Source organism: Gluconobacter sp. P5H9_a (assembly GCF_018812085.1).
Classification (GTDB): Bacteria; Pseudomonadota; Alphaproteobacteria; order Acetobacterales; family Acetobacteraceae; genus Gluconobacter.
This window is the reverse complement of the sequence record NZ_JACRVW010000002.1, coordinates 434,812-449,370: the sequence shown is the minus strand read 5'-3', so window position 1 is coordinate 449,370 and position 14,559 is coordinate 434,812. Positions and strand designations below refer to the sequence as shown.

Below are 14,559 nucleotides of genomic sequence, written 5' to 3'. Positions count from 1 at the left end.
AATTTCTGATGATTATTTATTAGGAACTGACGGTACGCCGCGCACGACGCGGACTTTACCGTCAGGAGCGATCAGAGTGCTCGTTCCGTCCCCATTCGGGATGATGATTGTTTTGTCGGGGTTTTTGTTCAGGAAGCGACCAGCATTATCCGGAACGCTCGTCGGAAGCGTAGGAATAAAGTGACTGCGATCTTCCGAAACGCCCCGCATTGCGTCGATCTTCTCACCGACGGACATGGTATCGCCTGGCTTCATCTGCGGCCCAGAGACGCCGAGAGCACCGGCACCGGCGATACCGCCCATGAAATTTTTGTCGAGTGTGGCGCCACCAAAATACGTGGCTGGATCGCCGAGAGCCTTATTAAATACGCTGTCAGGGTTTACCACGTCTTTAAGGGTTGGCAGAGGCTGAGGCGAGCCAGGCCACATATTCCCGCCTTCTGGCAGGATTGGTGCAGCCGCTACGACTTCACCGCGTGCTCTGCGAAGGTTCTCACTATCGCCATGGGGAGCATTGGGGTTGCTTCCCGACCACAGCGCGGTGTCATTGAAAAACTTACCCATGCCCGCACAGCCGCTCAGGGCCAGAGGTAATGCCAGTAGAGCGGCCTTACGCATTGTGTACTCCCATAAGGTCGATCCCTGAACTCTAGCTGTCATAAATTAAAAGCGCCAGATGACGAGCCGATAACTGCAATAATAATCACGGCTAGTCCAGATCAGGAGACGATCTTTGAAGACTTGCGCGGCTGAGAAGCCATCATTCGGGTGAGCCCGGCAGTGAGGTAACCCCACCCGCTCAGGACTGTTGGGATAACTGAAATCCAGAGCAGAATACCACCGATCAGTGTGGCGGGCAGGAATGAGATATGCAGCGTGACTGCAGCTTTGTCCCCCCCGATCAGAAAACCGATTGCGACCATCTGAATGCCGGTCTTCCATTTCGCGAGCCGAGTGGATGGAAGTGTTGCGCGCTGGGAGGCCATGTATTCACGTAGGCCACTAACAAGAATTTCGCGCAGCATAATGATGATGGCCGCGTAGAGGGAATACACTGGGAGTACTGTCAGGCCTGCCAGTGCGAGCAGAAGTGCGCCAACAAGGAGCTTGTCAGCAATCGGGTCCATCATCCGCCCCAACTCGGACAGCATCTGCCACCGACGTGCCAGGGCACCATCCAAATAATCCGTAATGCAGGCAGCCGTGTATACAACGCAGGCTGCGACGTTACCGAGTGCGGAATGCAGCGCCAGCAAAGCAACCAGAACAGGAATGGCCGCAATACGGAGCAGAGTCAGGACGTTTGGCAGATCAGTCAGCATCACAAAGCAGTCTAGAACAGTTTATCCGTCTCCGGTATGCGCCAATCCGCTCTGAATGTGTGTATTTTTTATGCCAAGCCGGTGTTCAAAGGGAGACCTCACGGAATTGTCAGCTCTGTGTCCGTAGCCATTCGGGATGGAAGTGCCCGTAGATGGCTCTGGCCGTTCCCGAACTGATTCCGGGTGCAGTTTCAAGCTCTTCGAGACTGGCCTGTCTTACGGTCTTGGCTGACCCGAAGTGATTCAGAAGGGCCTTCTTTCGGGCCCCTCCGATTCCCGGAACATCATCCAGTTCGGATTTCCGAAGCCCTTTGGAGCGCCCTGCCCTGTGTGTCGTAATGGCAAAACGATGGGCTTCATCTCTCAGGCGTTGAAGATAGTAGAGAACCGGATCTCTCGGTTGGAGTTGGAACGGTGACTGTGTTTCAGTGAAAAACCATTCGCGGCCAGCATCACGATCCGGGCCTTTGGCAATCGCCACAATGGGAATTCCCGTAACCCCAAGGTCTGCCAAGACATTGCGAACAGCGTTGAACTGGCCCAGTCCACCATCGATCAGCAACAGATCGGGCCAGTCCTCAGGCCTGTCCCCCTCCTCTCTGTTTTTCCCAAACCGGCGCTCCATGACCTCCCGCATCATTCCGAAATCATCGCCTGGAGTAACTGGGCCTTTAATGGCGTATTTCCGATAAGAGCGTTTTTCGAAGCCTTCTGGGCCACCCACGACCATGACGCCATAAGGCGCCTGACCCATGATGTGTGAGTTATCGTATGTTTCGATCCGCTGAGGCGTTTCAGGCAGATTGAAAACCTTTGCCACGCCTTCCAGAAGTTTGCGCTGACCCGTATTCTCCGCAAGTTTTCGCTCCAGAGCTTCCCGTGCGTTCAGGGCGGCATGGTCAACGACGCTCTTCTTCTCACCGCGTTGAGGGCAGGCGATTTCCACCTTCTGCTCTCTCTTGATGCTGAGAGCTTCCTCGACGAGCTTCTGTTCCGAAATTTCCTGATTCACCAGAATTACTGGTGGTGGAGGCTTGTTGTCGTAAAACTGAAGGAGGAAGGCAGACAGCACGTCAGCCGGGGTCTCTTCTTCTGCGTGAACAGGATAGAAGGCCCGGTTTCCGTTATTACGGCTGCCGCGAATGAAAAAGACCTGAATGCAGGTCTGCCCCGCGTCCTGCCAGATTGCTACGATGTCTGCATCCTGAATGGACGTCGGATTGATGGTCCCTGAGTTCTGGATGCTGGAAAATCCGCGGATACGATCCCGAATGGCAGCAGCCCGCTCATATTCCATGGCTGCGGATGCCCGTTCCATTTCAACGGCAAGCTCCTGCTGCAACTCAGTATTCTTACCCGAGAGAAACTGCCGCGCCTGCACGACCAGCTCGCTGTAATTTTCTTTGGAAATACGATCCACACAGGGGGCAGAGCAGCGTTTGATCTGAAACAGCAGGCAGGGTCGTGTTCGGCTCTTGAGAACCGCATCGGAGCATGATCGGAGGAGGAAAGTTTTCTGTACAAGGTTTAGCGTCTGGTTCACGGCCCAGGCTGAAGCAAATGGCCCCCAGTAGGTCGCGCCTTTGACGGGCTTTCCGCGCTGTTTGGTGAGCTGAGGAAATTCATGGTTTTCAGTCAGCATTAGCCACGGATAGCTCTTGTCATCCCGCAGCAGGATATTGAAGCGCGGCTTCATGCGCTTGATGTAATTCGCTTCCAGCAGAAGAGCGTCAGCTTCTGTCCGGGTAATGACAATCTCCATTGAGACCGTCATGGACACCATGCGGCGCAGACGTTCCGGCAACTGGGCTATACGCGTATAGGAAGAAACGCGTTTCTTGAGGCTTAACGCCTTGCCCACATACAGAACCTCCCCTTTTTCGCTGAGCATGCGATACACGCCAGGGCTGTAGGGAATGGTTTTCAAAGCATCCCGAATAGCCTCGACGCCCTGCTTTTTCACAACGGGAACAGGAGCTTCTTCAGGCGTCATTGAGGTTTCTGTCTCTGTGGGCGTAGGGTCAGTCATGCCAGTTCTTCAGTCATCCACTGATCCTGTGGACAAGTCTGTGGGTTGCTCCATGACAGAATCATGAAGGCCAAGGTTTCCCGGCCTTGCCATCAGATTGCCTAAATTTTAATCAGTAAACGTAAGATATTGATAATAATGGAAAATATTTTCCGTTCCGTCATGGGGCAGAAAAATTTTCAGTTTGAGGCTCCTGTTGAACGGGACATGACGACTTTCCCAAGCATAGTGGATGAGTGCACTCCGCATTAAGTCTCAATGGTCCCGTTCTGTTCCCATTAGAGAGAACTTTTTTGCTGAACGAACGTGCTTTTTCAGGCTGAAATTGATGCTTGTTCGGCTTTTTCCATCAGGCGAAGCATATTACCACCCCAGATAGCAGCCAGTTCATCCGCCCCGAAGCCCACATTACGCAAGGCCTCAGTTACGGCAGGAGTTTGTGTGGCATCCTGCCAGCCCGGTATGCCTCCGCCGCCGTCGAAATCGGATGACACGCCGACGTGCCGTACACCTATGCGCTCTGCGACATAGGCAACATGGCGCGCCAGATCCTCCACGGTTCCTCCGCCGCCTTTGCGCAGAAAAGACCCCATGGCGGTGATCTGGATCAGACCGTCGGTTTCTTTCAAACGATCAAGCTGCTCATCGTCGAGATTGCGCGGGTGATCGCAGAGACTTCGGACGCAGGAGTGGCTGGCGAATACCGGCGTGGTGGAAAGTTCTGACGCCTGCATCATGGTGGATTTTGCCGTGTGTGACACATCCACCAGCACACCGTGGCGATTCATCTCGCGAATGGTCTCTCGGCCCAGTTCAGACAGTCCCCCATGAAGTTCAGGACTATCATTCAGGTCTCTTCTCGGAATGGCCGCATCTGCGAGAGCATTATGCCCGTTGTGGGTCAGGGTCAGGTATCTGACACCATACTCTGCGGCCAGTTGGCCGATCCGGGACGGTACACCACCAAGCGCATGGCCATTTTCAATGGCGGGAACAATAGCGAGGACTCCCGACTGGAATGCTGAACGGACATCCTCCGCGGTTCGACAGACATTTGCGCTCAGTCCGTCCTCATGTCCGCCGAGGGCGTTGATGACCTTGAGCATCGCCTGAACACGGTGCCAGGCCTCTTCGTGGCCCGCTCCATCGCGTGGTCCCTGCGGAATATAGGCGGCAAGGCAGACAGAGCGAAGTTTGCCCTGATCACATTTTTTTACATCGACTTTTCGGTCCGTGTGCAGAGACCAGGCATCTGCCTGATCGGGCCATGGAATGTCGATATGGGTATCGAAAGTCAGAAGCGTGTCGTGCAGTTCAGTCATGATCCGTCCTAGATCGGGTGTGAGCGGGTCTGACGCAAGAGGTGCTTGTCAAAGCGCTCAATTCAGACGATCCAATGGTGATGCGTCTGATTACATGGAACATCAACTCCCTCCGGCTTCGTCTGCCGCTGCTGAAGAAGCTCGTTGAGGAGGAAAATCCGGACATCGTCTGCCTTCAGGAGACGAAAGTTCCCGATCCGCTCTTCCCGGCCGAAGCTCTTATGCAGCTTGGCTTTCCGCATCAGCTCTATCGAGGAATGAAGGGATATAACGGGGTTGCGATCCTGTCCCGCCTGCCCCTCGACTCAGTTGCGAATACGCCTGACTGGTGCAGCCGGAGCGATTGTCGGCACATCGCGGCATCAATCCAGACACCTGGCGGGCCAGTAATGCTGCATGATTTCTATGTCCCTGCGGGTGGCGATATCCCGGATCCGGAAGAAAACGAAAAATTTGCCCACAAACTTGCGTTTGTAGAAGAAGCCGCGAAATGGTTCACGGATAGTCCACCAGTGCGCAGCATTGTGGTTGGAGATCTCAACATTGCTCCGTTGGAGCATGATGTCTGGAGCCATCGTCAGCTTCTGAAAATCGTCAGCCATACGCCGCCGGAGACCGAGCGACTTAATACATGGATGGCGACAGGGTTTGAGGACGCCATGAGACGTATCACGCCTGAGCCCACCAAATTGTACACATGGTGGTCCTACAGGAACAAGGACTGGAAGAAGTCAGATCGTGGAAGGCGTCTAGATCATGTCTGGCTTACGCCAGATCTAATGCCAGGCCTTCGGAATATTCGTGTTCTGCGGGATGTTCGCGATTGGGACAGCCCTTCAGATCACGTGCCGGTCGTGCTGGATTTCGATCCAGCCTGACCGGCAGAGCCTGAGAATCAGGCTGTCAGTGATTCGGCCGTAGCAACAGTGCGGCCTTCCGGGTCAAGACGATACCCACCACCCTCAGTGATCAGCAGGGACGTCTTGGTGGGGTCTGGCTCGATTTTCTGGCGAAGACGATAGATATGCGTCTCAAGCGTATGGGTTGTGACTGCAGCGTTATAACCCCAGACTTCGTTCAGAAGCACCTGACGGGCGACGGGTCGCTGACCGGCCCGGTAAAGGTACTTGAGAATCGCGGCTTCTTTTTCTGTCAGGCGAATGCGGCGATTGCGGGCCGTCTCAACCAGAAGTTTGGCCGATGGACGAAACGCGTAAGGGCCGATTTCAAAAACGGCATCTTCGCTGTTTTCAAAGATCCGGAGCTGTGCCCGAAGCCGCGCCAGTAGTTCCCCGATACGGAATGGCTTTGCGACATAGTCGTTTGCGCCTGCATCAAGCCCGCGGACAACATCGCTTTCATCGTCTGAACCGGTCAGAATAATGATCGGCATCCGAACGCCTTCGCGACGAAGCTCCGCACAGAAGTCGCGGCCGTCTCCGTCTGGAAGGGTGATGTCCAGCAGCATGGCGTCGTAACGGGCACCAGGCTTCTTGAGGAGCTCCCTTGCTGTTGCCACGGAGACTGCTTCCACAGCCTCAAGTTCGCCACCGTGCTGGAGTTGCTCTGTCAGCAGGCTTCGTAGCGTATCGTCATCATCTACCACGAGGATGGGCCGGGGACCTGCCATAATACCTGTCTCGTTTTATCTAGGCGGAAAACGTCACATCCGCATGTGTTCGCGTTAATAGGCCACGCATCCAATTCTGCCTATCCTGCACCGCAGGACCAGCAGCACACTTGCCATCTGAGATATGACAAATACTTATCCGAAAGGGAACAGCAACATGACTAAAGCTATTTTGAGAATCACTGAGGGCCGCGCTTTTCTTCACTTTCGTAATGTAATCATTCCGGCTTTGATCGGGGCTGGTGGTATTTGCCTTGACAAGCGTGAAGGCGATCACGCGACCCCTGTAGGTGAATTACCCCTCCGCCGTACCCTGTATCGCGCAGATCGCGTGGAAAAGCCTGTTTCCGGCGCGGGTTTACCTATCGAGCCGATTGCTGCTTCGGATGGTTGGTGTGATGACGGGTCGCACCCGGATTATAACCGTCCGGTGACACTTCCTCACCCTGCATCATGTGAGAAAATGTGCCGAGATGACCATGTCTATGATCTCTGCATTGTGATGGGGTGGAATGACGTCACCATCGAGTCGGGACGTGGGTCTGCAATTTTCCTGCATCTGCCTCCCGTCAGCGGTGTGACGGAAGGCTGCATTGCATTGCAGGAAAAGGACCTGCGTTATGTGCTGGAACAGGGTCTGACAGCTATTGTCGTGGAAGCGCCTTAAGCTGCCTCTTCCTCTGTGTGCGGAGTGTCAGTCGGCGGTACCATCGAGATCATCAGGTCCCCAGGCATCGGAGTGATGACAGTCGGATCTTCTGCCGAACGAATGAGAATGGCAGAGCGTCTGCTGACAAGGATATCGAGGCGATTGTCGTCCGCTCCAAAGCCTGCCGCATTGGCCTCATTGGCGGCGCGCGATACGAAGCGCCAGCCCTGCTCGAACAGGGTGTCGAACAGGGTGTAATTCCAAGCGGGTTCTCCAAGAACCTTTCCTCGGGAGTCACGGGAAAGCCCATGATAAAAATCCAGTCGGGCCACACCCGGGCTGATCTGGAACACCCGCTCCCGCCCCATGGCTGGCGCGAGATGTCCGCAGATCATTCCGTTATAAATGCCGTCTCCGGTCGTTGCGATCAGGTAGTCTGCCGGTCGTTCTTCCAGTGCTTCCTGCCCGTGCTGGGACAGTAGCTCAGTTCTTAGAACCGGAATGTCGAGTTGTGCGGCTGCCATAAGCGCACTGGATCGGTTGTCCACCAGAAGAACGGGTATGTTTTCCCGACGAAGGCAGGCTGCAAGGTCGATGGACCATTTGCTCGCCCCCAGAATGGCAATGGCCGGATCGTTCGAGAGCGTAAGCTTGAGAGCACGCGCGATTGGACGAAGCGAAAAGCCATGAAGGATCATGGTCACGGCGATAACGGCGAAGACCGCTGGCATAATGAGGTCAGCCGACTGGTAGCCCGTTTCTTTCAGGCGAATACCAGCAGCGCCCGCAACAGCGGCCGCGACGATGCCTCGGGGAGCAATCCACCCGACGAAGAGGCGTTCCTTCCAGGGCATACTGGTGCCCAGGGTGGAAAAGAAAATTCCAACCGGACGGACGACGAATAGTACGACAAGCGTCAGCATCAGAATGGGAATAGAAAGGTGCTTGAGAACGTCTCGATGAAGATCTGCTGTCAGCAGGATGAACAGTACCGACACGACGAGGACCACCATCGATTCTTTGATGCGCCTCAGTTCTGCGACCCCTGGAATGTGAAGGTTGGTCAATGCCATGCCAAAGATAGTGACCGCGACCAGGCCCGCGCCTTCCATTTCCAGATTGCAGGCCGTGAAAATCAGCAGTGCCATTGAGATGAGCACCGGCGTTTTGAGAATTTCCGGCATCATGTCGCGAGTGAAGAGATAACGGATCAGATAGGCTGGAAGAATGCCCGCCGAAATCGACTCAGTTGCAGCAGCGAGCAGATCAGGAAGTGTGTGGGTAAAAAAGACGCCGGTATGCAGGTCAACGTGCAGAAGCATGAGCTGCAGCACAACGGCTGCGAGAATCGCTCCCAGTGGATCATTGACGATGGCTTCCCATCGCAGGAACGCCGCGACACGAGGCTGGAGCTTGGCACTACGCAAAAGCGGGAGCACCACGGTTGGGCCTGTCACAACAATGATGGCGCCAAACAGCATCGACGTGCCCCATTCAAGGTGGGCAACGTAATGGGCCGCAAGTGATCCCAGAACCCAGTTGATGGGTAAGGCCAGCATCGTCAGGCGTGCGACACCTTCCCCGGCCTCACGGAGCTGCCGGATATCCAGAGCCATGCCGCCTTCAAACACGACAATGGCAACCAGGAGGGAGACCAGTGGCCTGAAGACCCAGCCCATCGTCTCTGAGGGGTGCACAATTCCCAGCCCAGGGCCGAACAGAAGCCCAATGGTGAACAGGAGCACGATTGCGGGAAGGCGAAACCGCCAGGCAACCCACTGGGCCAGCATTCCGGCCCCGAAGGTCGAGGCGATGCCGATGAAAATATCATACTGCATGTGTAAGAGCGCGTCGGTCCCGTGCTGATTTTGGAAACCGTATCATAACCCGGATAATGTGTCGGGCCTAACTGCGTGATTTTGAGAGTGTTATCCGATGGTTGAAACGATCCTGACCATTCGTCCGGCACAGTCCCTGGATCGGGAGGGTATCTGGCGCTTGCTGGCACCTGTTCTCAAGGCTGGGGAAACGTACGCTCTACCACGAACGTGGGGCCGTCGTCAGGCTCTGGCGTACTGGATGGCCGTCGAGCATCGTGTGTATGTTGCCGAGACAAAGACCGGCCAGATTGTGGGCACATTCTATGTGCAGGACAATCAGAAGGGCGGCGGTCAGCATGTCGCCAATGCTGGTTTTGTCGCAGCTACAGGATATGGTGCCGGAGCGACAATGGGACGATATGCCCTGAAAGAGGCGCAGGCGCTCGGATACAGGGCGATGCAGTTCAACTTTGTCGTCAGCACCAATCTGCGAGCCATTGCGCTTTGGAAGCATCTTGGTTTCAGGGTGGTTGGAACGCTACCCGGTGCGTTCAACCACCCTGAGCAAGGGTATGTGGATGCGCTTGTTATGTGGAAGGAGCTTCTTCCTGTGCCGTCTCAGCCTTCTGTTCAACCCGCTGCATGACGCAGGCAAAGAAGCCATCCGTTCCGTCACGAAGGGGCGTCAGGGAAAACTGAGCCTTTTCGCGGAGTTCGGCTGGCAGAAGATCGGGTAGGTCTTCCGTAGCTACACGAACAAAATCTGTCCGACGCTTCAGGAATGCATCAATCTGCTGCCCGTTTTCAGCGGCCAAAAGAGAGCACGTCGCATAGATCATCCGGCCGCCGGATTTGACCAAAGATGCTGCGCGATCAAGGATTTCGGACTGTTTGATAACAAGTTCCTGAATGTCTTCAGGTGTCAGTCGCAGTCGTGCATCCGGGTTGCGGCGCCATGTGCCGGTGCCTGAACAGGGTGCATCCACCAGGACGCGATCAAAGCTTGCGGCACGACGCTTGGCCCATTTGTCGCCKGTGGTGAGCAGGTGCCGCTCAACATTATGCACCCCTGCCCGACGCAGACGTTTGACAGCCCCTTCAAGGCGCTTTTCATGAACGTCACAGGCAACGATATGGCCCTTGTTCTCCATGGTCATGGCAAGGGCAAGAGTCTTGCCGCCAGCTCCAGCGCAGTAATCCAGAACGCGGTGTTCCGGCCGGGCGCCAGCTGCCGCGACAACGAGCTGTGAGCCCTCGTCCTGAATTTCTACAAGTCCATCTTTGAAGGCCTGTGCTGCCGTAACCGGCTGACGGCCATCGAGGCGCAGGCCCCACGGCGACAGCTTGGTTGGGACGGCATTCAGGCCCTCACTCCTCAGAGCGCGCAGACCGTCCTCGCGGGTGCCCTTCAAAAGGTTTACGCGAAGATCCAAAGTCGGGGTTCCGAGCATGGCTTCCATTTCGTCAGCCATGCGGGATCCGAAAGTTTCGCGTAGGGCTGGCTCAATCCAGTCCGGATATTCGAGGCGGACTGCTACAGGCTGCTTCTGGGTAGAAAGTTCTTTTCCTTCCAGATGCTTAAGGTTCACATCTTCACGCGGCGTCAGAGGCTTTTGAGCATACCGCTCGCCACTGAATAACATGCGAACCTGATCCATCGTTGTGCCGGTTAGCAGCATGGAGGCAGCACATAGCAGGCGTGGAGAAATTTCGCCCTGGCTGCCTTCCAGGTGCCAGTGCAGCCGCCGCCAGCCACGCAGCACATCCCAGGCAAGCGTGGAAATGGCGCGCCGGTCTCCGCCGCCTATATAACGGCGTTCACGGAAAAAAGCGTTAGCGGTAGCGTCTGCGGGACGGCGGGGCGCATTCTGGATCGCACAAAGCAGATCAATGGCGCCGGAAAGGCGAGCTGCGGGGGTCATATCGCCCCCGTAGCCGGTTTGGCCTCTCAAAGCGAGAGGCCAATGCACAGGAAATGTCAGTCCCGGCGATAGTTCGGGGCTTCACGCGTGATTGTCACGTCATGGACATGGCTTTCACGAAGGCCCGCATTTGTGATGCGACGGAACATGGTGCGCACCTGAAGTTCCGCAACCGTGGCAGATCCGGTGTAGCCCATGCCAGCTTTCAGGCCACCAACAAGCTGGTGCACGACTGGTGCCATGCCACCCTTGTAAGGAACCTGTCCTTCAATGCCTTCCGGAACTAGCTTCAGTGTATCGCGCACTTCAGCCTGGAAGTACCGATCAGCAGAGCCCCGGGCCATAGCCCCAAGGGACCCCATGCCGCGATACGATTTGTAGGAGCGGCCCTGATACAGGAACGTTTCGCCTGGGCTCTCGTCCGTGCCGGCCAGCAGCGAGCCAACCATCACGACGTCAGCACCGGCACCAATGGCCTTTACAATGTCACCGGATGTCCGGATGCCACCATCGGCGATGGCCGGAACATCAAGCTCATGACAGGCTGCTGCCGTTTCCATGACGGCGGAGAACTGCGGCACGCCCACACCGGCAACAACGCGCGTTGTGCAGATGGACCCCGGACCGATGCCCACCTTGATGCAGTCTGCTCCGGCTTCAATAAGGGCGCGAGCCGCCTGCGGGGTCGCGACGTTACCTGCGATGACCTGAAGACCTGGGTGACGCTCCTTCAGTGTCCGGACGGTGCTTAGAACGCCGTGGGAGTGGCCATGAGCGGTATCAACCACAATAACGTCCACACCGGCTTCCACGAGGGCGGCAGCACGGTTCAGGCCGTCCTCCCCAACGCCGACAGCTGCGGCACAGCGAAGCCGTCCCTGCGCGTCCTTGATGGCGAGCGGATGCGTTGTCGCCTTGTCCATGTCCTTGACGGTGATGAGGCCGATGCAGCGACCGCCCTCATCAACGACCAACAGCTTTTCGATGCGGTGACGATGCAGCAGAGCGCGAGCTTCTTCAGGGGCAGCGCCATTGAGAACCGTGACAAGATTGTCCTTCGTCATCAGATCACGGACGCGGGTGTTCAGGTCTGTGGTGAAACGGACGTCACGGTTGGTCAGGATGCCAACCAGGATACCGGTTCCCTCTTCCACAACCGGAAGGCCAGAGACACCGTGGCGAGCCATGATGGCGTTGACTTCAGCCAGTGTCTGGTCCGGCCCAACGGTGACAGGATTGACCACCATCCCAGATTCGAAGCGCTTGACGCGGCGGACCTGCTCGGCCTGCTCTTCAATAGAGAGGTTCTTGTGAATAACGCCCATGCCGCCCTGTTGGGCCATGGCAATGGCCATTCCGTCTTCCGTGACTGTGTCCATGGCCGAGGACATCAAAGGGATGTTCAGCTCAATGGTGCGCGTCAGGCGTGTGCGGGTGGATGTCTGGGCCGGAAGCACGGACGATTCAGCCGGTTCGACGAGAACATCGTCGAACGCCAGTGCTTCACGTATGCGTGCGTTAAAATCAGTTGTGCAGGAAGAGGATGTCATGCCCGCTGGCCCCCGTTGGTCATGCGTCGTGGGACGCTTGAAGTCTGAACCGGGGGCCAAGAGGCCCAGCCGGCCGTTGGCGGGTCCTCATAGACTAATTCCCCCCTAGAGGGGAAGTCTCTTTTTTGCGGTAGATTTTAAGGAATTTGTTGGCTGGGAGACCTGGATTCGAACCAGGGCTGACCGGGTCAGAGCCGGTAGTTCTACCGCTAAACTATCTCCCAAGCGGTGAGTGGGTGTTTACCCATCACGGCTGAGTGACGCAAGGGGGTCTTTCCACTTTTTTTAAAAAAACTGATATTTTTCTTGCGGTAAGACGTTTTCCCGTCTCATGCTGCATATTCAAGGTCCCAGCACGGGCAAAATCGGGAGCCTAAACAAGATGATGAGGCAAGGAACGGAGCAAAGGCTTTCAGGTCAGGCGCAAATTCGCGCGTCTGGTGCCCGTCAGGCCGGTCCGTTCTTTGGGGCGATTGATCTTGGGACGAATAACTGTCGGCTGATGATTGCCGCAGGCACACCGAATGGTTTTCGGGTCGTGGACAGTTTCAACAGATCCGTTCGGCTGGGCGAAGGTCTGCGTGTCAGCGGCCGACTGGCTGAAGAGTCTATGACACGCGCGCTCGATGCCTTGCGTATTTGTGTCGAGCGTATGCGGCAATGGCCCCTCTCCCATGTTCGCGCTGTGGCCACCGAAGCCTGCCGTCGCGCCGTGAATGGTCGCGAGTTCCTTGAACGTGTGCAGAGTGAAATCGGTCTGACCATCGATATCATTACGGCGCGTGAGGAAGCAGAGCTCGCGCTGGAGAGTTGTTCTCCCCTCTTCCGGATGCCGTCACGGCCACCTTCTCAATCCGAACGTGGCGTTCTGTTTGATATTGGTGGTGGCTCCACTGAAGTTGCATGGGTGCGTGTTGATCAAGAACGTAAGTCTCAGACACTGATTGGCACAACCAGTATGCCTGTGGGTGTTATCACGCTTCAGGAGATGTTCGGTGAAGGCCATGGCTCTTCCTATGAAGAGATGGTTTCTCACGTGCAGAGCCACCTTGTAGGTTTTGAGAATGTTCATCGCATCCGCCGTGAAGTCGCACAGGGGAATGCGTGCCTGCTTGGTACGTCAGGGACTGTCACGACCCTTGCCGGTGTTGCTCTGGCCCTGCCCCGCTATAATCGCGCGGCGATTGATGGCCTGACTTTGCCGGGACAAATCATGCGAAGTGCCATCGATACGCTCCGGAGCCTTTCGCGCGATCATTTGGCGATGCATCCCTGTGTCGGACAGGATCGCGTAAAGTATGTTCTTCCGGGCTGCGCAATTTTCGAGGCAATTCATCGGACTTGGCCTATAGAAGAGGTCACGATTGCCGATCGGGGGTTGCGTGATGGCATGCTGCTGCGTATGGCCCGCGATCATGGTCAGCGTTTCACTAGAGAACGCCGCAGGACCCATCGACATGTAACGCCCCGTTCGAGGGGCCCTCTCGGGAATTACGCCACGATATGAAGCCGCCCAGATCCCGCTCCGGTTCTTCCAAAAAGGATACGGGACCCAAGCGCATCCCTGGAAAAGCTCTCAAGAGTGCTGCCGCACCAGGTGCAGCTGACGCTACTCAGGACGCCTCTACTTCACAGACAGCCCGTAATAAGGTCGTCACCCTCAGAACAGCTCGTGGGCGCACCACGGCACAGCAGCGCTGGCTGAACCGGCAGCTCAACGATCCCTATGTTGCGGCAGCCCGCAAACAGGGCTGGCGTTCACGTGCAGCCTTCAAGCTGATTGAAATTGATGATCGGTTTCACATCATCAAGCCCGGTGCGCGCGTCATTGATCTGGGAGCGGCCCCAGGCGGCTGGTCTCAGGTTGCAGTCAAACGTGGTGCTGGCAACATTGCAGGCGTGGACCTCCTCCCTGTCGATCCCGTCAGCGGTGCCGAGATCATTGAAGGGGATTTCACAGATCCGGAAATGCCTGATCGCTTGAAAGAAATTCTCGGCGGTCCAGCAGATCTTGTCATGTCTGATATGGCTCCCAACACAACGGGCCATGCCGCAACAGACCATATGCGGATTATGGGACTGGCAGAGGGTGCACTGGATTTTGCAGTTCAGGTACTGGCTGAAGGCGGAAGCTTCGTGGCCAAGGTCTTTCAGGGGGGGTCTGAAAAACAGATGCTTGAGTCCATGAAGAAAGCCTTCTCTTCGGTCAAGCATGTTAAGCCGCCTGCTTCCCGTAAGGAATCAAGCGAACTTTATGTCATTGCCACGGGTTTCCGCCCCGAGCGACTAAGCGACGAAGGCTGATCGTTGAACTG

13 protein-coding genes and 1 tRNA gene are annotated in these 14,559 nt (G+C 56.2%); 5 read left to right on the top strand and 9 right to left on the bottom strand.

The genetic code is table 11. The features are described from left to right. Positions 1-12: 12 nt before the first annotated feature. The 4 genes from KP708_RS03870 to KP708_RS03855 form a co-directional block, all read right to left on the bottom strand. A complete protein-coding gene (locus KP708_RS03870; RefSeq protein ID WP_215750464.1) occupies positions 13-618 on the bottom strand; it encodes a hypothetical protein in 606 nt (201 codons plus the stop codon). A gap of 101 nt (positions 619-719) precedes the next feature. Beyond that, a complete protein-coding gene (gene pgsA / locus KP708_RS03865; RefSeq protein WP_202207615.1) occupies positions 720-1,322 on the bottom strand; it encodes a CDP-diacylglycerol--glycerol-3-phosphate 3-phosphatidyltransferase in 603 nt (200 codons plus the stop codon). Between the two features lie 109 nt (positions 1,323-1,431). Further along, positions 1,432-3,351, bottom strand: coding sequence for an excinuclease ABC subunit UvrC (gene uvrC, locus KP708_RS03860; RefSeq protein WP_371822742.1), 1,920 nt, complete (start codon positions 3,349-3,351; stop codon positions 1,432-1,434). A gap of 314 nt (positions 3,352-3,665) precedes the next feature. Then, on the bottom strand, positions 3,666-4,673 hold the full coding sequence (locus KP708_RS03855) for a dipeptidase (RefSeq protein ID WP_215750463.1): 1,008 nt from the start codon (positions 4,671-4,673) through the stop codon (positions 3,666-3,668). A gap of 80 nt (positions 4,674-4,753) precedes the next feature. Here KP708_RS03855 and KP708_RS03850 point away from each other — a divergent pair, with 80 nt between their 5' ends. Further along, positions 4,754-5,551, top strand: a complete 798-nt coding sequence (locus tag KP708_RS03850) for an exodeoxyribonuclease III (protein WP_215750550.1) — start codon at positions 4,754-4,756, stop codon at positions 5,549-5,551. A 17-nt stretch (positions 5,552-5,568) separates the two neighbouring features. Here KP708_RS03850 and KP708_RS03845 read toward each other — a convergent pair whose 3' ends face one another. Next, complete coding sequence (locus KP708_RS03845) at positions 5,569-6,303, bottom strand: response regulator transcription factor (protein WP_086633203.1); 735 nt, start codon at positions 6,301-6,303, stop codon at positions 5,569-5,571. A 157-nt stretch (positions 6,304-6,460) separates the two neighbouring features. Here KP708_RS03845 and KP708_RS03840 point away from each other — a divergent pair, with 157 nt between their 5' ends. Beyond that, positions 6,461-6,970 (top strand): L,D-transpeptidase, encoded by a 510-nt coding sequence (locus KP708_RS03840; protein WP_215750462.1) that lies wholly within the window; start codon positions 6,461-6,463, stop codon positions 6,968-6,970. On the opposite strand, the gene KP708_RS03835 is transcribed toward KP708_RS03840, so the two are convergent. Beyond that, positions 6,967-8,790, bottom strand: coding sequence for a sodium:proton antiporter (locus KP708_RS03835; RefSeq protein WP_215750461.1), 1,824 nt, complete (start codon positions 8,788-8,790; stop codon positions 6,967-6,969). The genes KP708_RS03840 and KP708_RS03835 overlap by 4 nt on opposite strands. 97 nt (positions 8,791-8,887) lie before the next feature. On the opposite strand from KP708_RS03835, the gene KP708_RS03830 reads away from it, so the two are divergent. Then, a complete protein-coding gene (locus tag KP708_RS03830) occupies positions 8,888-9,418 on the top strand; it encodes a GNAT family N-acetyltransferase (RefSeq protein WP_202207557.1) in 531 nt (176 codons plus the stop codon). Here the strand turns inward: KP708_RS03830 and KP708_RS03825 are convergent. From KP708_RS03825 to KP708_RS03815, 3 genes are all read right to left on the bottom strand, one after another. Beyond that, positions 9,360-10,694 (bottom strand): RsmB/NOP family class I SAM-dependent RNA methyltransferase, encoded by a 1,335-nt coding sequence (locus tag KP708_RS03825; RefSeq protein WP_215750460.1) that lies wholly within the window; start codon positions 10,692-10,694, stop codon positions 9,360-9,362. The genes KP708_RS03830 and KP708_RS03825 overlap by 59 nt on opposite strands. Before the next feature lie 56 nt (positions 10,695-10,750). Continuing rightward, the gene (gene guaB, locus KP708_RS03820; protein ID WP_202207559.1) at positions 10,751-12,244 is read right to left on the bottom strand and encodes an IMP dehydrogenase; all 1,494 of its coding nucleotides are present in this window, start codon (positions 12,242-12,244) and stop codon (positions 10,751-10,753) included. 150 nt (positions 12,245-12,394) lie between these two features. Further along, positions 12,395-12,468 (bottom strand) — tRNA-Gln (locus KP708_RS03815). 158 nt (positions 12,469-12,626) lie between these two features. Here KP708_RS03815 and KP708_RS03810 point away from each other — a divergent pair. Then, positions 12,627-13,751 (top strand): Ppx/GppA phosphatase family protein, encoded by a 1,125-nt coding sequence (locus KP708_RS03810; protein ID WP_046902098.1) that lies wholly within the window; start codon positions 12,627-12,629, stop codon positions 13,749-13,751. Further along, positions 13,748-14,548, top strand: a complete 801-nt coding sequence (locus KP708_RS03805; RefSeq protein WP_046901679.1) for an RlmE family RNA methyltransferase — start codon at positions 13,748-13,750, stop codon at positions 14,546-14,548. Before KP708_RS03810 ends, KP708_RS03805 begins: the two co-directional genes overlap by 4 nt. Positions 14,549-14,559: the final 11 nt, after the last annotated feature.